Source organism: Micromonospora sp. NPDC049081, assembly GCF_040648835.1.
In the GTDB taxonomy this organism is placed as follows: Bacteria; Actinomycetota; Actinomycetes; order Mycobacteriales; family Micromonosporaceae; genus Micromonospora; species Micromonospora antibiotica.
Map to the genome: position 1 here is coordinate 109,861 of NZ_JBEZEK010000009.1, position 17,834 is coordinate 127,694.

Annotated in this window: 20 protein-coding genes; 5 read left to right on the top strand and 15 right to left on the bottom strand. The window is 73.8% G+C overall.

Features of this window, described 5'->3' with window-relative positions; translation table 11 throughout:
- Window positions 1–244: 244 nt before the first annotated feature.
- Both AB0B63_RS15815 and AB0B63_RS15820 read right to left on the bottom strand, forming a co-directional pair.
- A complete protein-coding gene (locus tag AB0B63_RS15815; RefSeq protein ID WP_357018902.1) occupies window positions 245–1,459 on the bottom strand; it encodes an ABC transporter substrate-binding protein in 1,215 nt (404 codons plus the stop codon).
- Between the two features lie 29 nt (window positions 1,460–1,488).
- A complete protein-coding gene (locus AB0B63_RS15820; protein ID WP_357018905.1) occupies window positions 1,489–2,334 on the bottom strand; it encodes an alpha/beta hydrolase in 846 nt (281 codons plus the stop codon).
- Window positions 2,335–2,483: 149 nt separating this feature from the next.
- Between AB0B63_RS15820 and AB0B63_RS15825 the strand changes: the two genes are divergently transcribed.
- Window positions 2,484–3,083 carry a bacterial proteasome activator family protein gene (locus AB0B63_RS15825; protein WP_208565111.1) on the top strand — a complete coding sequence of 200 codons (600 nt, stop codon included), beginning with the start codon at window positions 2,484–2,486 and terminating at the stop codon, window positions 3,081–3,083.
- Between the two features lie 111 nt (window positions 3,084–3,194).
- On the opposite strand, the gene AB0B63_RS15830 is transcribed toward AB0B63_RS15825, so the two are convergent.
- The 3 genes from AB0B63_RS15830 to AB0B63_RS15840 form a co-directional block, all read right to left on the bottom strand.
- Entirely contained in the window at window positions 3,195–4,007 is an 813-nt protein-coding gene (locus tag AB0B63_RS15830; RefSeq protein WP_357018908.1) for an HAD family hydrolase, read from the bottom strand.
- Window positions 4,007–4,828 carry an HAD family hydrolase gene (locus AB0B63_RS15835; protein WP_208565109.1) on the bottom strand — a complete coding sequence of 274 codons (822 nt, stop codon included), beginning with the start codon at window positions 4,826–4,828 and terminating at the stop codon, window positions 4,007–4,009. Before AB0B63_RS15835 ends, AB0B63_RS15830 begins: the two co-directional genes overlap by 1 nt.
- A 285-nt stretch (window positions 4,829–5,113) precedes the next feature.
- Complete coding sequence (locus AB0B63_RS15840) at window positions 5,114–5,839, bottom strand: hypothetical protein (RefSeq protein WP_357018911.1); 726 nt, start codon at window positions 5,837–5,839, stop codon at window positions 5,114–5,116.
- Window positions 5,840–5,957: 118 nt separating this feature from the next.
- Here AB0B63_RS15840 and AB0B63_RS15845 point away from each other — a divergent pair, with 118 nt between their 5' ends.
- The 3 genes from AB0B63_RS15845 (at window position 5,958) to AB0B63_RS15855 (ending at window position 7,815) form a co-directional block, all read left to right on the top strand.
- A complete protein-coding gene (locus tag AB0B63_RS15845; RefSeq protein WP_208565107.1) occupies window positions 5,958–6,389 on the top strand; it encodes an OsmC family protein in 432 nt (143 codons plus the stop codon).
- A 211-nt stretch (window positions 6,390–6,600) separates the two neighbouring features.
- Complete coding sequence (locus AB0B63_RS15850) at window positions 6,601–6,945, top strand: metallopeptidase family protein (protein WP_208565790.1); 345 nt, start codon at window positions 6,601–6,603, stop codon at window positions 6,943–6,945.
- Window positions 6,946–7,095: 150 nt separating this feature from the next.
- Window positions 7,096–7,815, top strand: a complete 720-nt coding sequence (locus tag AB0B63_RS15855) for an AIM24 family protein (RefSeq protein WP_208565106.1) — start codon at window positions 7,096–7,098, stop codon at window positions 7,813–7,815.
- A gap of 80 nt (window positions 7,816–7,895) precedes the next feature.
- On the opposite strand, the gene pheA is transcribed toward AB0B63_RS15855, so the two are convergent.
- The 4 genes from pheA to AB0B63_RS15875 form a co-directional block, all read right to left on the bottom strand.
- The gene (pheA, locus tag AB0B63_RS15860) at window positions 7,896–8,852 is read right to left on the bottom strand and encodes a prephenate dehydratase (RefSeq protein WP_357018916.1); all 957 of its coding nucleotides are present in this window, start codon (window positions 8,850–8,852) and stop codon (window positions 7,896–7,898) included.
- A gap of 10 nt (window positions 8,853–8,862) precedes the next feature.
- The gene (locus AB0B63_RS15865) at window positions 8,863–9,432 is read right to left on the bottom strand and encodes a hypothetical protein (protein WP_357018919.1); all 570 of its coding nucleotides are present in this window, start codon (window positions 9,430–9,432) and stop codon (window positions 8,863–8,865) included.
- 52 nt (window positions 9,433–9,484) lie between these two features.
- On the bottom strand, window positions 9,485–9,946 hold the full coding sequence (locus tag AB0B63_RS15870) for a hypothetical protein (protein ID WP_208565103.1): 462 nt from the start codon (window positions 9,944–9,946) through the stop codon (window positions 9,485–9,487).
- 176 nt (window positions 9,947–10,122) lie between these two features.
- On the bottom strand, window positions 10,123–10,860 hold the full coding sequence (locus AB0B63_RS15875; protein ID WP_219465316.1) for a hypothetical protein: 738 nt from the start codon (window positions 10,858–10,860) through the stop codon (window positions 10,123–10,125).
- A gap of 164 nt (window positions 10,861–11,024) precedes the next feature.
- Between AB0B63_RS15875 and AB0B63_RS15880 the strand changes: the two genes are divergently transcribed.
- Window positions 11,025–12,242: an arginine deiminase gene (locus AB0B63_RS15880; RefSeq protein ID WP_208565101.1), complete on the top strand. Its 1,218-nt coding sequence runs from the start codon at window positions 11,025–11,027 to the stop codon at window positions 12,240–12,242.
- 50 nt (window positions 12,243–12,292) lie between these two features.
- Here AB0B63_RS15880 and AB0B63_RS15885 read toward each other — a convergent pair whose 3' ends face one another.
- The 6 genes from AB0B63_RS15885 to AB0B63_RS15910 all read right to left on the bottom strand — a co-directional run bounded on the left by AB0B63_RS15885 (window position 12,293) and on the right by AB0B63_RS15910 (window position 17,727).
- Complete coding sequence (locus tag AB0B63_RS15885) at window positions 12,293–13,174, bottom strand: DUF5926 family protein (RefSeq protein ID WP_208565100.1); 882 nt, start codon at window positions 13,172–13,174, stop codon at window positions 12,293–12,295.
- A 155-nt stretch (window positions 13,175–13,329) separates the two neighbouring features.
- Window positions 13,330–13,743, bottom strand: coding sequence for an ATP-binding protein (locus AB0B63_RS15890; RefSeq protein WP_307799007.1), 414 nt, complete (start codon window positions 13,741–13,743; stop codon window positions 13,330–13,332).
- Between the two features lie 94 nt (window positions 13,744–13,837).
- The gene (locus AB0B63_RS15895; protein ID WP_208565098.1) at window positions 13,838–15,295 is read right to left on the bottom strand and encodes an ATP-binding protein; all 1,458 of its coding nucleotides are present in this window, start codon (window positions 15,293–15,295) and stop codon (window positions 13,838–13,840) included.
- A 160-nt stretch (window positions 15,296–15,455) separates the two neighbouring features.
- A complete protein-coding gene (locus AB0B63_RS15900; protein WP_208565097.1) occupies window positions 15,456–16,247 on the bottom strand; it encodes a glycerophosphodiester phosphodiesterase family protein in 792 nt (263 codons plus the stop codon).
- Window positions 16,248–16,257: 10 nt separating this feature from the next.
- Window positions 16,258–16,593, bottom strand: a complete 336-nt coding sequence (locus AB0B63_RS15905) for a rhodanese-like domain-containing protein (protein WP_208565789.1) — start codon at window positions 16,591–16,593, stop codon at window positions 16,258–16,260.
- Between the two features lie 192 nt (window positions 16,594–16,785).
- Window positions 16,786–17,727 carry an LCP family protein gene (locus tag AB0B63_RS15910; protein WP_208565096.1) on the bottom strand — a complete coding sequence of 314 codons (942 nt, stop codon included), beginning with the start codon at window positions 17,725–17,727 and terminating at the stop codon, window positions 16,786–16,788.
- Window positions 17,728–17,834: the final 107 nt, after the last annotated feature.

A 17,834-nucleotide genomic window follows, 5' to 3' on the forward strand; every position in this document is an offset into this window, starting at 1 on the left:
GACCGCTGCGCCCCTGACCGCTGCGCCCCTGACCGCTGCGCCCCTGACCGCTGCGCCCCTGACCGCTGCGCCCCTGACCGCTGCGCCCCTGACCGCTGCGCCCCTGACCGCCGCGCCCACCACCACGCCACGGCCTGCCCTGACCGGTGCCATGCCGCGAAGGGCCGCCACGGCCTGCCCCGCGACGGCTGCCACCGCCTGGCCTGCCCGCCACCGCCTGCATGCCGGCCGGCCGTGGGGCGGCTCAGCCGAGGGTGGCGATCTCGTTGATCAGGACGTTGGAGAGCAGCCGGCCGTCGAACTGCACCTTGCGCAGGTACCACTTCTGCTGCGGGGTACGCGGCTGGTTGAACTGCCACGGCCCGCGTGGGCTGTCGATCTGGCCGATCTTGCCCAGCGCCAGGTTGACCTGCTGCGCGGTGGGTTCCGCACCGGCCAGCCGGATCGCCTTGTCGAGCACCTGCGCGGCGTCGTACGAGGCCATCGCGTAGGTGGTGGGCGAGACGTTGTAGGTCTTGCGGTAGGCCGAGGCGAAGATCCGGTTGGCGTTGTTGTTGAGGTCGGCCGAGTAGTTCAGCGAGGTCTGGATGGTGCCGGCCTTGAGGCTGTCGTCCGCGTTGACCAGGGTCGAGCGCAGGTCGGTGAGGATGTTGCCCTCGGTCAGGAAGCCGGGCGCGTAGATGTCGCCGAACCAGCGGCTGCGGCGCAGTTGCCTGATGAACTGCTCACCCGCGGTGCCGGAATAGAAGCAGAAGATCCCGTCGGGCTGGCGGCTGAGCGCCTCGTTGATCTGCGCGCTGAACTCGTTCTCGCCCGGGGTGGGGTTGGCGGTGGTGAGGATGGGGTCGCCGATGATCCGGGGGTCGTCGGTGCCGAAGCCGTCCCGGAACCCGTTGATCACGTCCTGGCTGGCGGTGCCCTCCGGGGTGACGATGGCGAGCCGGCTGCCGGCGGGAAGTGTTCGCCGCAGGTACGACCCGAGCGCGCGGCCCGGCTCGTCGAGCACGTACGACGTCCGCCAGATGTAGACGACGCTCTGGAGGCTGGGTGGGGAGGCGTTGGACCCGATCAGCGGCACCCGGGCCTTCTCCACCGCGTCGCGGATGCCGGACATCACGGTGGAGTTGACGACGCCGGTCATGGCGAGCACGTTCTGGCCGAGTAGGGAGTCGACGGCGGCCTGGCCGCTCTTGGCGTTGTCCCCCTCGTCGACGGTCGCCACGGTCACCGGGTGCCCGCCGAGCTGCTGCCCGTTCATGGCCAGGAAGAGCTGGAAGCCGTTCTCGATGTCCTCGCCGATGGCTTTGCCGACGCCGCTCTCCGGCCGGATCAGCCCGATCTTGATCGGTTTGCCCACGACCGGCGTCTCGGTGTCGTCCGTGCCGCAGGCGGCGGCCAGTCCGGTCGTACCGAGCGCGGCCAACAGTTGGAGGGCCCGCCTGCGGTTCATCTGCGACACCGAAATCCTTCCGGGAGCATTGCCGGGCGTCACCGCCCCTCCGGCGTTCTACCTGGTGAGCGGCCTTGCGTCAATGGATCTTGATCTTCAAGCAGCGACTGCAACGCAGCCCTTACCTCGGGCCAGGCCGCCGAGAGCGGGTCGATCAACCCGAAGTGCTCGCATTCCGGCAGCTCAACGAGGGTGACCGGGGCTCCGGCGGCTTGTGCGGTGGCAGCATATGACCTGCTCAGAGCGATCGGCACCTGCCGGTCCCGCATCCCGTGCACGATCACCGTCCGCGTCCGTGCCGGCACCGAGCTGCGGGGGTCGGCCACCGCGTACCGCTGCGGGTGTTCGGCCGGGCCGCCGCCGAGCAGCGCGGCCACCGCCCCCGAATCCAGATCCAGCCGGTACGCCTCGACGAGGTCGGCGACCGGTGCCAGCGCCAGCACCCCGCCCACGGCCTGCGGGACGTGCGCCGCCACGTGCAGCGCGAGCTGCCCACCCGCCGAGTGCCCCAGCAGCAGCGGCGGCCCCTCGGCGACCTGCCCCGGCAGGGCGCGCGCCGCCAACCCGGGCAGCGCCGCCACCCCCGCCCGGACGTCGGCGAGGGTGTTCGGCCACCCCCCGTCGGGCTGACCGGTGCGCCGGTACTCCAGCTGGGCCACCGGCCACCCCAGGTCGGCCAGCGCGGCGGCGAGCGGGCCGGTGTGGGTGCGGTCGTACCCGGCCCGCCAGAAACCGCCGTGCAGCACCGCCACCAGCGGGCGGACCGGACCATCCCCGGCCGGCCGGCGCAGGTCGACGAGCTGCTCCGGCCGGTCGCCGTAGCGGACGGTCAGGTCCGGCGGTGGGGCGGGCCGGGTGAGCACGGCCCGCGGGTCGGTGGGCATGCCGGCGACGGTAGCGCGGCCACCGCCGCGACGGGGTCCCCGCCGGCCGTGCCCCGTGAGCGACCTCACCGAGGGTGTTCCCGCTGCCCATGGGCGATGTCGGGGCCGGTGGCGGTCCGGGCGCGTGCGGCGGGACCGGGTGGGTAAAGATGGGTGCCATGACCGAAGCGCATTCCACTGGACAAGATGACGAGCCGGGCCGCGCGGACGGGCAGTCGGGCACCGTGGTGGTGGTCGGCCCGGACGGCCGCCCGGTCGGCACCGTGCAGACCGACGAGACCGGCGAGGACCCGACCCGCCTGGTCGAGCAGCCGGCCAAGGTGATGCGGATCGGCAGCATGATCAAACAGCTGCTGGAGGAGGTCAAAGCCGCCCCGCTCGACGACGCCAGCCGGCACCGGATGCGGGAGATCCACGCCCGGTCGATCGTCGAGCTGAAGGACGGCCTCGCCCCCGAGCTGCGTGAGGAGCTGGAACGGCTCTCGCTGCCGTTCGCCGAGGACCAGGCCCCCAGCGAGGGTGAGCTGCGGATCGCCCACGCCCAGCTGGTCGGCTGGCTGGAGGGGCTCTTCCACGGCATCCAGGCCGCCCTGGTGGCCCAGCAGATGGCCGCCCGGGTGCAGTTGGAGCAGATGCGTTCCGGTGGCCGTCCCGCCCTGCCCAGCGGCCCCGGCGCGATGATCCCCGGCATGCCCGGCATGGGGCAGCAGCCCGGTGGCGAGGGCCACAACACCGGCCAGTACCTCTGACCCTCGGCCCGGCCCCCGGGCCGGCCTCTGACCCTCGGCCCTGCCCCGGGTCGGGGCCGCCGGCCCGGGGCGGGCGTCGGGGCGTCGCGGCGCGGTGACGCCCCGGTCCGCTCAGCCCACCCCGAAGACCTTCTCCAGGTACGCCGCCACGCCGTCGGCGGAGTTCGCCCCGGTCACCTCGTCGGCGATCTCCAGCACGGCGGGGTGCGCGTTGGCCACCGCCACCGCCCGCCCCGCCCAGGTCAGCATCGGCACGTCGTTGGGCATGTCACCGAAGGCGAGCACGTCGGCCTGCGCCACCCCGAGCCGGGCCGCGTACCAGGCCAGCCCGGCGGCCTTGGTCACCCCGGCGGCGGAGATCTCCACCAGCCCGCTGTACGACGAGTGGGTCGCCTCGGCCAGCCCCTCCAGGGCCCCCGCCACCACCTGCACGAAGGCGTCCGGGTCCTGGGTGCCGGCGCGGGCCAGCAGCTTCACCGCCGGCACCGAGGCCAGCTCCTCGGGCGACTCGACGGCCCGGATGGCATCGTGGTCGGCGTCCCAGCGCAGCGGGTAGTGCGCCTCGTGCCGCATCTCCCGGCTGTCCACGATCTCCACCGCGAAGCTGACCTCCGGCACCGCCGCCCGCAGCCGGCGGGCCACCTCGGCGAGCAGTTCCGGGGCCAGCGGGTCGGCCCGCAGCACCTGGTCGGTGTCCGGGTCGTAGACCACCGCGCCGTTGGCGCAGATCGCCGGGAGTGGGGCTGCGAGCTGGTCGTACACCGTCTGGAGCCAGCGGATCGGGCGGCCGGTGACCAGCACGACCGGCGTGCCCGCCGCGGCGATCCGCTCCAGCACCGCCGTGGTGCGGGCGCTGAGCCGGCGGTCGTCGCCGAGCAGGGTGCCGTCGATGTCGCTGGCGACCAGCCGTGGTGTCTCTCCCATCACCGGGAGAGTAGTCGGTCCAGGTAGACCGCCACCCCGTCGTCGTCGTTGCGCAGGGTCACCTCGTCGGCGGCGGCCCGCACCAGCGGGTGGGCGTTCGACACGGCCACCCGGGACCAGCCGGCCCAGGCGAACATCGGCAGGTCGTTGGGCATGTCCCCGAAGACCAGCACGTCGGCCGGGTCGACGCCGAGCCGTTCGGCGACCACGGTCAGCCCGCTGGCCTTGTCCACCCCGGCCGGGGTGATCTCGACGAAGCCGAGACCGGCCTGGGTGAGGGTGGCGACCTGCGGCGGGACGATCCGGCGGGCGGTGGCCAGCAGCTCGTCCACGTCGTGGTCGGCGGTCCGGACGAACGCCTTGATCACGTCGAGGGCGAGACATTCCGCCCGGGTGCGCGCCTCGAACCGCTCAGGGTAGGGCCAGGCCGGGTGGTAGTCGCCCCAGAGCGGCGCGTCGTGCTCGTCGGAGCCCTCGACCATGACGGTCAGCGGGCCGACGGCGGCCTCCAGGTCGGTCAGCAAACCGGCCAGCACCTCGGCGGAGAGCCGTTCGTCGCGCAGCACCACCGGGCCGGCCGGGTCGCTCTGGTCGACCACGCAGCCGCCGCCGGCCATCACCAGGTAGTCGGCGGCCCGGATGTCGTTACGGGTGAGTTCCTTCAACCGGGGGCCGCGGCCGGTGGCGCCGACCACCGGGATGCCGGCGGCCCGCACCCGGTCGAGCACCCCGTGGGTGTACGCCGAGACGGTGTCGTCGCTGCGCACCAGCGTGCCGTCGAGGTCGGTGGCGATGAGTTTCGGTAGTCCCGGGCGGGTCATCGTTCCTCCTTGCCCGCCGCCGTCCGTACCGGTCGTCCGACCCGGTGTGACGGCGGGCAGCAACCGTACCTCGCCGGAAAGGTCGTCACCACGGCTTCCCGGCGAACCGGGCGGCAACGTCCGATGGCCGCCGGACCGCCACCCGGCGTGCCGGTTCCGGCACCGGGCGGGAGCGGGTCGTGGCTGGTGGCGGGAGCGGGTCGTGGCCGGTGGCAGGGCCGACGGGGGCCCTGGTCGACCGCCGCTCCCGGCGACCGGCGGGGTGGGTCGCGGTGGGTGGGGCGCTCAGGCGTCGGGTTCGCGACGGGCGAACGGGACCGTCGGGGTGACGGTCAGGTCGGCGGGTAGGGCCGGCCGGTCGTCCCCGCCGGGGCCGAAGCCCGTCCGCTCCGCCACGTCGCCGTCGCCGTCGCCGCCGTCGCCGTCCGGCCGTTCGGCCGGCTGCTGCGGGACGACCGTGAGCAGTGCCGCCCCGACCAGCGTGACGGCCACGAAGGCCATCACCAGGCCCCGGCCGTAGTCCACCCGGAACCCGTCCTCGGCGGAGTAGAACACCGCCCGCTGCCCGGAGTCGTCCAACGAGAAGGCGGTGACGGTGAGCAGGACCAGCAGGGCACCCGCCACGGCCAGTCCGGCCACCCGGGCGTCGTGCCGGACCGCCGCGCTCCCCCGCAGGGTCAACGCCACCGCCGCGCTGAGCAGTAGCAGTCCCACCAGGTACGCGATGCCGAAGCCGCCCACCTCGGCGACCCCACCGGGCACCCGGATGGTGCCGCTGCCCTCCGGACCACCGTTCGGGAGGGTCATCACCAGCCATTCCCCGGCCGCCGACGCCGTGGCGGCGACCGCGCCGAGCAGGGTCAGCACCGGGGGCAGCCGGTGGTCGCGGCGCAGCGCGGTGGGCCAGGGCCCGAATCGCCGGCCGGCGGGTCCTTCGGGGGCGTCCCACTGCGGCACGGGGCTGTCGTCCGAGCGGTCGTCCTGTCTCGGGATGGGGAGATCCTGGGACATCGGCTACCTTCCGCGTCGCGGGCCTGACCCGCATCATCCCACGTCGGAGGGCCAGCGGCCGGGAGCGCCCGCCCCCGGAAGGTCGGCAGCGCGGTGCGGGTTCGACTAGCGTTCGGGTATGCCTATCCGTACCGCATCCGCACGTTGGCAGGGCAACCTCACCGAGGGCGCCGGGACCGTCCGCACCGGCAAGGGTGGCCTGGAGGGGAACTACTCCTTCAAGTCGCGCTTCGAGGAGGGCGAGGGGACCAATCCCGAGGAGCTGATCGGGGCCGCCCACGCGGGCTGCTTCTCGATGGCGCTCTCCAAGCAGCTCGCCGACGCCGGCCTGTCCGACACCTCGGTGGAGACCACCGCCAAGGTGCACTTCGACAAGACCGACGCGGGGATGACCGTCACCCGGATCGACCTGGAGACCGTCGGTCAGGCCCCGGGCCTGGACGAGGCCCAGTTCACCAAGCTGGCCCAGGCCGCCAAGGAGGGCTGCCCGATCTCCCGGCTGCTCTCCCCCGGCGCGCAGATCAGCCTCACCGCCCGCCTCGCCTCCTGACCCCGAGCCCCGGCCCCACCCCGCCCCGGGGTGGGGCCGGGGCTCGCCCTCGATCCTGGTCGTCGTGGTGTCCGGGCGATTCGTCGCCCAGGTGACCGGGAGCGGGCGCGATCACGGTGCGGTGGTTCGAGGTGCTCCCGGTGGGCGGTCCGAGCGTGGGTGATCGGGCCGGTGGGTGGGCGGCGGGTCGGGCACAATGGGTGAGGTGCCCGTGGAGATGAGCCGTGAACGCTTCGAGGAGCTGGTCGGCGAGGCCCTCGACGAGGTGCCCGAGGAGCTGCTCCGGTTGATGAGCAACGTGGTCATCCTGGTCGAGGACGACCCGCCCGCCGGTGAGAACCTGCTCGGCCTCTACGAGGGGCACGCGCTGACCGAGCGCGGCTGGAGCTACTCGGGTGTGCTGCCCGACCGGATCTTCATCTACCGTCGGCCGATCCTGCACATCTGCGCCACCGAGGACGACGTGGTCGACGAGGTGGCGGTGACGGTGGTGCACGAGATCGCCCACCACTTCGGCATCGACGACGAGCGGTTGCACGCGTTGGGTTGGGGCTGAGCCCGCCACCCGCCTACTCCGGCGGGTCACCTCCGCACAGGTGACCGGTTCCGTGCGTGGAGCCGGGCTTGTGCTCCACCCGGCCGATGCGGCTGTTGCGGGGGCTGCCTACCGTGGGGCGAGCACACCCCCAATCAGGAGGAAAACCCAATGCGCAGCGCGCTGTTCTCCGCGGAGAACCTGGAGAAGGAGTCCGCCCAGCCCGGCATGCGGCTGCAGAACTCCAAGATGCTCAAGATCGAACTCAACGGTGAGGCGATGGCCCGGGTCGGGTCCATGGTCGCCTACCAGGGGCAGGTGCAGTTCCAGGCGCTCGGCTCGGGCGGCATCGGCAAGTTCATCAAGCAGCGGCTCACCGGCGAGGGAGTGCCGCTGATGAAGCTCAGCGGCCACGGCGACGTCTTCCTCGCCGAGCTGGCCAAGGACGTGCACATCATCGACCTGGAGCCGGGCGACGCCCTGTCGATCAACGGGTCCAGCGTGCTGGCCTTCGACTCCAGCCTGTCGTACGACATCAAGATGGTCGGCGGCGCGGGGATGGCCTCGTCGGGCCTGTTCAACTGCGTGTTCAGCGGCCACGGCCGGATCGCCATCACCACCAAGGGCACCCCGGTCGTGCTCAACGTCGACGCCCCCACCTACGTCGACCCGCAGGCCGCCGTCTGCTGGTCGGCCAACCTCCAGACCGGCTACCACCGCGCCGAGCAGCTCGGCCTGGGCACCCTGCTCGGTCGCAGCACCGGTGAGGCGTTCACCATGAGCTTCGCCGGCCAGGGCTTCGTCGTGGTCCAGCCGTCGGAGGAGCCGCCGGTCCAGGGCAGCGGCGGCCAGCAGCAGCAACAGGGCCTGCTCGGCGGCCTGCTCAGCTGACCTTCGCCGAGATGGGGGTGGTCCCGGCCGGGGCCGCCCCCCATCCGTCTGCGTGCCGTCGGGCGCTGCGGCAGGCGGGGTCAGCTCAGTTCGCCGGAGCGCAGCCGCGCCAGCCAGGCCGCCGCGTCGGTGTAGTCGGCGTCCGACAGGCCGGCCGGCGCCGGGACCGGCCGGTCACCCACCGCGTCGGTCCAGCGGTGCCGGGGGTACGACCCGAGGAAGCGCACCTCGGCGCAGACCCGACGCAGCCCCTGCAACGCCTCACCGAGTCGGGCGTCCGCCACGTGACCGGTGCAGTCGAGGAAGAAGACGTACCGGCCGAGCGCCTCACCGGTGGGGCGGGACTCGATCCGGGTCAGGTTGACCCCCCGGACGGCCAGCTCCATCAGCACCGACAGCAGGGCGCCCACCCGGTCGTGGGCGATGTAGACGGCCAGCGAGGTGAGGTCGTCGCCCGTGGGCGGCGGGGGCGGGCCGGGGCGGGACAGCAGGGCGAAGCGGGTCACCGCGTCCGGGTGGTCGGCGATCTTGTCGGCGAGCAGCGTCAAGCGGTGCCGGGCCGCCCCGATCGGGGCGCAGATCGCCGCGTCGAACTCGCCGTTGGCCGCGCCGGCCGCCGCCGCGCCGTTGGAGAGCACGTCGATCACCGTGGCGTCGGGCAGGTGGGCGCGTAGCCAGTTGCGGCACTGGGTGGACGCCTGCGGATGGGCGGCCACGCTGCGCACCCCGGCGAGGTCGGTGCCGGGGCGCGCGCCGAGCACGAACTCCACCGACAGGATCACCTCCCGGGTGATCACCAGCGGGCCCCCCTCGGCCAGCTCGTCCAGCGTCACCCCGACCGCGCCGCCGATCGAGTTCTCCATCGGCACCAGCGCCGCGTCCGCCTCGCCGGCCCGGACGCTCTCCAGTGCCTCGCCGACACTGCGGGCGGGCGTACGACTGCCGTGCTCGGCGGCCGGGACGGTACGCAACGCCTGTTCGGCGAAGGTGCCCTCCGGGCCCAGGTAGACGTATCGGGTCGGCGGTGTTCCGGGCATGTCGCCCAGCCTACGCACCCGGTGGCAGCCCGGTCCCGGCGTCGCAGGCCAACGTCCGGATGGCGGACGGCGCGGCGGCCTTGACCTCGATCGAGCAGACGTCCGTGCCGGCGGTGACCAGCCGCAGCGCCCCCGGCTCCCCCCGGCTGACCGCCTGGAGTTCCTCGTGCCCGCTGACCGCCAGCACGGTGTAGTGCCAGCCGTCGGCGCAGAGCGGCCCCTCGACTGCCCGCACCGACACATCGCCCGGCAGCACGTCGCTGCGCAGCAGCCCGATCACCGAGGTGGCGGAGGGCCGGCCGGCGCAGGCCGTGGCGACCGTCGCGGCGGTGGGGGTCGGCGGCGGCGGGGTCGACGGCCGTGTCGGGATCACCGGCAGCGTGGGGGTCACCGGCGGCATGCCGGGCGACGTGGCCGGTGGCGCGCTGACGGCGGGTGTCGGTGGGGCGAGGGGGACCGGCGGCGGGTCTGGCGGCGGTGCGGCGCAGCCGGTGGCCGGCAGCACGGCGAGCAGGGCCACGACGATCCGTCCGGTGACCGGCCGGCGGTACGGGGGACGGTGTGCGGGGTAGGGCGGCACGGGCCGATCCTCGGGGGAGTCGCGCGCGGGGGCGTCGGGACGGGGGAGCCGGTCAGATCGCGGAGAAGAAGGTGAGTGAGCCGGCGACCGACCCGTCGGTGAGCATCGGCGTGGAGATCGCGTCGACGGTGGCGTAGGTGGTGTCGTCGCCGGCCGGCTGCACCCTCAGCAGCCCCCGGGCGAGTCGGCCGGAGTGCAGGGCCAGCAACGGCGGGATCTTGTCGGTCTCCTGCTCGGGCAGCTCGTGGCGGGCGGCGGTGAAGTCGAGCAGCCGCAGGCCCCCTTCGAGCAGCGGCAGGCCGACCACCTCCTCGGGGGCGCCGAGACAGAGCAGCTCGCAGCCGGCGGCGGAGATGGCGACCACCCGGGTGTCGGCGGCGATCAGGAGGCAGGGCTCCTCGGCGTGGGAGACGGTGGCTGACCACTGCCCGACGTTGTCGCCCCCCGGCCCTGTCGGCGTCGTCCGTGCGGCCGGCACGAACACGTCCGAGAGCGAGAGTTCGACGTGGGCCACCGCGCCTCCTAGGTACACCGACGGACTGTCCACGCTAGCCGGTCTTGATGACGGTCGCCGACCGCGCGGGAGCCACCGGCCGCCGGTGGGTGGATCGGGTGCCTTGGTGGGCGGCCGGCGACGGCGCGGACCGGAGGTGTCGGGGGGACCGGTGCCGCGGGGCGTCGCCGGTGACGTTACCGGCGACCTGCCGGCTTGTCAGCGGCCGTTCGGCCCTCGTCGTACCACCGGTAGTCGCCGGTGGGACGGTAGGTGCCGTTGTGCCAGGTCTGCGGTGCCTGGGCGACCCGGGACAGCTTCTCGGCGGTGGCCGGGCTGATCCGGTTGCCTCCGGCGACGAGGAGCCGGTCGAGCTCCCGGTGGGTCGCCATCATGCAGTCCTTGGGCAGGCCGTAGACGCTGATGACGCCGGAGCCGACGAAGGTCAGCACCGGCGTCACCGGGATGGGCAGGCCGACCGCTGCGGTGAGGGCCTTGCTCGCCCGCTTGGCGTCCTTGCGGGCCTCGGCCACGTACGGCGGGCGCTTGCCGTTGATCTGCACCACGTCCCCGGCGACCAGCACCCGGGCCCGGCCGTGGTCGGCGATGCTCACCGCGAACAGCCCGCTGGGGCCGATGGCGAGGAACCCGGCGCGTTCGTCCTGGCCGTGGTCGCGCAGGACGTCGGAGACGTCGGTGCGCGGCCACTCGATGACGTGCCAGGCGGGGCCCAGGTGGTCGAGCTGACCGAGCGCCCGCGCCCCGGCGGCCTCCAGCCGGCGGGCGCCCCGCTCGGCCCGGCGTCGACGCGCCCACTCCAGTGGGGTGGGACGGGCCGGATCGAGTGCCGCGGACCCGTCGGGACGGGGGTGCGGCACCGCCACGGGCGGCAGTGCCCGGGTGGGTACGGCTCGACGAGCGGGAAAGACAGTCATCGCGACCTCCGGCAAAAGGTCCCTCGAAAGTTATGGTCTCACTACCCTACGTCGCCACTGTGGGGGTACGGCAAGTTGGAACGCCGGAATGAGTGCGGATGAATGCCATATTCATCCGCTGTTCTTCCGCTGAAGATCGTTCATCACTGCCCTACGCTGCGGGGGTGACCCACTACGTGGACAGCGAGGTCGGTCGACTCGGCACGGTGCTGTTGCACCGGCCGGGTCCGGAACTTGCCCGCCTCACCCCCCGCAACAACGACTCGTTGCTCTTCGACGCTATCCCATGGGTCGGCCGGGCCCAGGAGGAGCACGACGCCTTCGCCGCCGAGCTGCGCGGGCGCGGTGTGGAGGTGCTCTACCTCGCCACCCTGCTCGCCGAGACGCTCGCCGTCCCCGAGGCCCGCGCCGAGCTGACCGAGCAGGTGCTCGGTTCGCCCCGGCTGGGCGACACCCTGCGCCGCCGGGTCGCCGACCACCTCGCCTACCTCGACCCGGCCGCGCTCGCCGACGTGCTCACCGCCGGGCTCGCCCACGAGGAGGTACGGATCAGCGCCGAGCGCCCCGGCGGTCTGGTCTGGACGATGATGGACCGGCACGAATTCGTCATCGACCCGCTGCCCAACCTGCTCTTCACCCGCGACTCGTCACTGTGGATCGGCGACCGGGTCGGGGTCACCAGCCTCGCCATGCCGGCCCGCCGCCGGGAGACCACCCTGACCGACGCGATCTACCGTTACCACCCCCGCTTCGTCGGCACCCGGGCCGTCTACCACCCGGGCCTGGAACACCTCGAAGGCGGCGACGTGCTGCTGCTCGCCCCCGGGGTGCTCGCCGTGGGGGTGGGCGAGCGAACCACCCCCGCCGGTGCCGAGCGGCTGGCCCGCCAGGTCTTCGCCGCCGGCCTGGCGCACACCATGCTGGTGGTGCCGATCGCCCAGGAACGGGCCACCATGCACCTCGACACCGTCTGCACCATGGTCGACGTCGACACGGTGCTGATGTACCCCAACGTGGCCAGCACGCTGTCGGCGTACACGGTGATCGCCGGCCCGGACGGCGAGCCCCGGGTCGACGGCCCCGCGCCGTTCCTGCGCGCGGCGGCCGACGCGATGGACCTCGACCAGCTCCGGGTGATCGACACCGGCCTGGACCCGGTGACCGCCGAACGCGAGCAGTGGGACGACGGCAACAACACCCTCGCGCTGGCCCCCCGGCTCTGTGTCGGCTACGAACGCAACGTGGAGACCAACGCCCAGTTGGAGCGCGCCGGCATCGAGGTCATCCCGATCGCCGGTTCGGAGCTGGGCTCCGGCCGGGGCGGCCCGCGCTGCATGTCCTGCCCACTGGTCCGCGAGCCACTGCGACCGCCGGCCGGCTGACCTGCTGTCCGCCTATCCCGGCGTCGTCGCCCCGGACCGGTGGGGGTGGCTCAGCGGAGGGTGAGCTGGCGGCCGAGCAGGCCCTGGCGGGCCCGGCGACCGGCGGCGTCCAACGGCTCCTTCTCGGCCAGCGCGTCGGCGTACCGCTTGGCGAACGCGGCGACCGGCTCCTCCCACTCGGCGGCCGGAACGTCCTCCGGTAGGTCCCAGACCGGCGCGAGCCGGCCGTGCGCCCGGAACATGCCGGCGAACTTCGTGCCCTCGCCCAGGGGGAGGGCACCGGCGGCGGAGAGCCGGGAGAGCGCGTCCAACGCGGCGTCCTCGTCGTCGCCGAGCACCCAGCGCACGTGGGCCTTCTCCGGCACCTGACACCAGTAGGCGGCCCGGGCGGCGGCCAGCTTCACGGTCGGATAGATCGCGGCGTTCGCCCGCTCCAGGGACGCCTGCACGGTCGGGTCGTCGGCGGCGCCGGGATCGAGCCAGAACTCGAAACCCTCGTGCATCGTGATGTCCAGCGGGCCGTCGACCAGGATGTCCTGGAGCCGGGGGCCGGGGCCCGGCAGCGGCGGCACCGTCACCGCCCCACCCGGCTCGGTACGCAACGCGCAGAGCAGCGCGTCGGCCAGGTCCCGGGAGACGTCACCGGACTGCTGGTGGCGCTGGAGACCGATGAACACCCGACCGTCCGGCTTGGTCATCGCCGGGGCGGCCATCGGCAGCACGGTCGCCAGGGTGACCGGGCGGTCGCCGTGCTCCTCGACGAGTTCCGGGGTGAGTCGCAGCGGTGCCGAGGCGGCCGGTACGAGTTCGCGCAGGGCGATCCACTCCGGTTCGTCCACCAGCCCCTCGAACGGACGGGGGACGAACACGTCCCGGATCTTCTCCCGGCGGGGGGCGGCCTCGGCACGCTGGTTCTTTCGACGCTTGCTCACGGCGAGACAGCCTAGAGCCCGATCGGCGGCGGTGGGGGCAGGACCCGCCCCGCGCCTGCCGGGTCGCCGGTGCCGCCGACGTCGCAGATCCCGACCCGGCTGGTGGGGGGACAGGCGGACCGCGGCTCGGCCGGCGGCGGACGGGCGGTGACGGGTCAGCCGGCGGCGATCAGATCCGGGCGGCAGTCGGCCGGGTCGAACTCGGCCCAGACGCTCTGCCCCAGACCGTCCCGGTCGACCCCCCACCGACTGGCCAGGCCGGCGACGATGTGCAGGCCCCGGCCGTCGACCGCGTCCGTGCCGGCGGCCCGCATCCGGGGCCCCACGCCGGCGCCGCCGTCGGTCACCCGGACGGACAGACCCGGACCGGTCGACGTGGGCCGCAGCCGCCAGGCGACCCGGACCACCCCGCCGGGCAGCGGGTCGGCGTGCCGGACCGCGTTGCCGACCAGTTCGGCCAGGACGGCCACCAGGTCGGCGAGGAGCGGCGGGGGCACCAGGCCGGCCAACTCGTCGGCGAGCCGGTGCCGGGCCAGCCGCGCGCCGGTGGCGTGGTGGGGAACCACCACACACCACGAACGCTCGACCCGTCCCGTCGACACCCCGGCTCCTTCTCGACCCGTGCCTGCTGGCGGGGTGGACCACCCCGGGTCCACCGACGACTCACCCGCGCGGCAGCCGCACCTCTGCGACGGTACCGCCACCATCTCGTGGACGTAGGGATACCCATCCATTCTGCTGTTCAACGATCCGGCGGACGAGATAGAGACCCAACCCGGCCCCGGGATAACCCCGCCGGTCGCCGGACTCGCCCTGCCAGAACCGGTCGAAGGCGCGTTCCACGTGCTCCGGCCGGATGCCCACCCCCCGGTCGGTCACCCGGAACGACACGGTCTGCCCGTCGGCGGCCGCGAACACCTCGATCACGGCGTCCGGAGGTGACCACTTGCCCGCGTTGGTGCACAGCTCGGTCAGCACGGTGGTGAGGCTGTGCCGGTCCCCGAGCGCCTTGGGCAGGTCGACGGGGACGTGCAGGAGCAGGCGGCGGCGCAGGTCACCGGGGAGGTCCAGCACCGCCGCGCGCAACGCCCCGCCGAGGTCGAACGGCACGGCCGGCTCGTCGCCGGGGCGTACGTCGGTGGCGGAGGCGAGCAGCCGGTCGACCAGCCGGGCCAGTTCGTTGGCCCGTTGACCGATCACCCGGGCCGCCTGCCGCCGGTCGTGGTCGGTCAGCGACTCCCAGTGGTCGGTGAGGGTGTCCGCGTACCCCTTGATGACGGTGACCGGGGTACGCAGCTCGTGGCTGGTGACCGCGACGAAGAGGTCCCGGTCGGAGTCCCGGCGCTGCTGGTCGGTGATGTCGCGGAAGGTGACCACCCGTAGCGTGCCCGGGTCGACCAGTTCGCCGGAGGTGATCCGCAGCCACCGCCCGTCGGGTAGTTGGTGGTCGAGCACCTGGCCGGTCGGGGGGAGCGGGAACGGCAGTGGGCGGTTCAGCGCCTCACCGGCGCTGCGGCCGGTGACCTGGGCGGCGGCGGGGTTCCAGAGCCGGACCCGGCCGTCCCGGTCGACCACGGCCAGACCGTCGGCGAGCGCCGCCACGACCGGGCCGTCGCCGTGCACCGGCAGGCCGCTCTGGTCGCCGTACATGTGGGCGATGCAGGAGGCGAGGTAGCCGAGGGTGGCGTGCTGGACCCGGTCCTCGGAGTCCTCGCCGTCGGCGTAGAGGGCGTGCAGGCTGCCGACGGTCAGGCCGTTGAGTTCGGCGCGGGCGACGATCATGCGGCGCAGGCCCCGCTCGGCCAGCTCGCCGGCGAGCGGACCGTCGAGGTGGTCCAGCCGGGTCTGCCGGACCCGGGGACCGGTGAGCAGACAGACGGTGGCCGGGTCGGAGGCGGGCAACGGGCGGCCGATGGTCCACTCGGCGCAGCCGCTGGCGGCGATCACCCGTCCCCCGGTCGGGGCGAACTCGACGAAGGCCACGCAGGCCGCGCCGAGCGCGGGTCGGGCCGCCCGCAGCAGCGCGGTGAGCACCGGCAACCCGGCCTCTCCCGAGTTGATCATCTCGATCACCGCGCCGTGGTCGGTGATGAGGTCGGCGAGATCGGTTCGCTCCGGCATGCCCCGAGTGTGCCCGGTGCACCGCCCGTCGGACATCCCCGGGCGGGGGCCGACCCGCCGCTGGGACGCCCCGGGCGCGAGCGGGCCGGTCGGACGACGGGCCGCACCGGCCGGGCCGGTGCGGCGGCGACGGGCCTCACCGGTCGGGCGGCGACTGGCCTCACCGGCCGAGCCGGGCCAGGGTGAGGGCGGGGCGGTCGGTGATCACCCCGTCCACCCCCGCGTCGAGGACCAGGTCCAGGTCGGCCGGTTCGTTGACCGTCCAGACGTACACCGGGTGGCCGGCGGCCCGCAGCGCGGGCACCAGCGTCGGGCGGGCCCGGACCAGGCCGATGCCCGGCCCGGCGATCCGGGCCCCGAACGGCAGCCGGCCGAGCGGCAGCCAGCGGGGCAGCACCTCCAGCAGCAGCACCGTCGGCAGCGCCGGGGCCAGCTCACGGACCCGGCGGACGGCCAGGGGGGAGAACGACATCACGGTGACCTGGACCGGGTCGTCGGGGCCCGGTTCGGCCAGCCCGTGCCGCCGCAGCATGGTCACCAACCGGCGCTCGACGTCCCCCCGGTAGCGGGACGGGTGTTTGGTCTCCACCAGCAGCCGGACCGGGCGGCCCGCGTCGCGTACGGCGGTCAGCAGCCGGTCCAGGGTGAGCAGCCGGGTGTGCGCGTCGTCGCCCGCCTCGTCGCCGTCGGCCGGTGTGCACCCGGGATGCCAGGAGCCGAAGTCCAACGCCTCCAGCTCGGCCAGGGTGCGGGCGCTGACCAGACCGTGACCGTTGCTGGTCCGGTTCAACCGCCGGTCGTGTACGCAGACCAGGTGCCCGTCGCGGGTCAGTCGGACGTCGCACTCCAACCCGTCGGCACCCTCGTCGAGGGCCCGTAGGTAGGCCGCCAGGGTGTGTTCGGGGAGGTCGGCCGACGCGCCACGGTGCGCGAAGACCAGTGGATCACCCATGCTCGGTCGCTCAGATGACCTGGCCGGGTTGCCCGTCCCCGGTGACCACCGGTTTGCCGACGGCCACCCACTGCCGCATCCCGCCGTCGGCGTTGCGCACCTGCTCCCACCCGTTGCCGAGCAGGTAGCCGACCACCTGTGCGGAGCGCCCGCCGGAGCGGCAGATCACCGCCACCTCGCGGTCGGTGGGCACCTCGGCGAGCCGGGCCGGCAGCTCCATCATCGGCACATGGTGGGCGCCGGGCGCGTGGCCCGCCGCCCACTCGTCGTCCTCCCGGACGTCGAGCAGGTAGGTGTCGTCGTCGATCGCGGTCACGGGGACGCTGGGAACCTGGGATCCGAACACGGTCACCAAGCCTAGATCCTCGGTGCCGCCGACGGCACGTCGGCAGCCGGCGTGGCGGCTCCCGGCACCTCGGTGGCTTCCGGGACCCCGGCGGTTCTCGGGATGCCGGTGGCTTCCGGGACCTCGGTGGCTCCAGGGATGCCGGGGCCCCCGGGGCCTCGGTGGCGCGGGATCCGGTGGTCGGGGTGGTGGTCACAGCCGGTTGACCCAGCGCGGGTTGGCCCGCGACCAGTCGGGCAGCCGGTCGGTGCGGACGGCGTCGAAGAGCCCGCCGCCGCCCTGGTCCAGCACCACGTAGGAGATGCCGTCGATGGTCTGCGGGTAGGACGGCAACTGCACCCCGTGCAGCGCGTCGGCGGGCAGGGAACGCAGCGCGAACACCAGGTCGTCCAGGGGCACCCCGTTGGTGTCGACGGTGAGTGAGCTGCCGACCGCCCGCAGTACCCGGTCCAGTTGCACGGGGTCGCTGCGCAGGTGGGACTGGGCGGCCCGGTCCAGCATCGCCCGCAGCATCTGCTGCTGGTGTCGTTGCCGGTCGTAGTCGCCGTTCGGGAGGTCGTAGCGTTGCCGGGCGTAGTCCAGCGCCCTGGCGCCGTCCATCTGCTGGCAGCCGACCGGGAAGTTCGTCCCGGTGTGGATCGACCGGACCTCGGTGTCGACGCACATCCGGATGCCTCCCAGCAGGTCGATGACCTGGCGGAAGCCGGCGAAGTCGACGAGCGCCGCGCCGTCGAAGCGGATGCCGGTGAGTCGGGTCAGGGTGGCCGAGAGCAGTCGGGTGCCGCCCTCGCCGCCACCGCCGTGCTCGTATGCCGCGTTGATCTTGTCCTGGCCCCCGCCGTAGCCGGCGGCGTCGGGTGGGATCGCGACCAGCAGGTCGCGGGGGACGGAAATCAGGTACGCCTGCCGTAGGCCGGGCGGAACGTGGACGATCAGGATGGTGTCCGACCGCTGGTCCGCCCCGGCTGCGCCGGGGCGTCGGTCGGTGCCGACGATCAGGTAGTTCAGCCCGGTGTCCAGCTCGGTGCGGGCCTGCCGGGCGTCGGGGGAGAGTAGTTGTTCCCGGCTGACCGTCCGGTCGTAGCGGTGGGCGAGCAGCCGTACCCCGACGACGGCGAGCCCGGCGAGCAGCACCAGGGTCAGGCCGACGCCGAGCAGGATCCGCGACCAGCGTGTCCCGCGCCGGGCGGGAGGCGGTGTGCCCCGCCCCCGAACGGATCGCGCTGACCTGGCCGTGACGC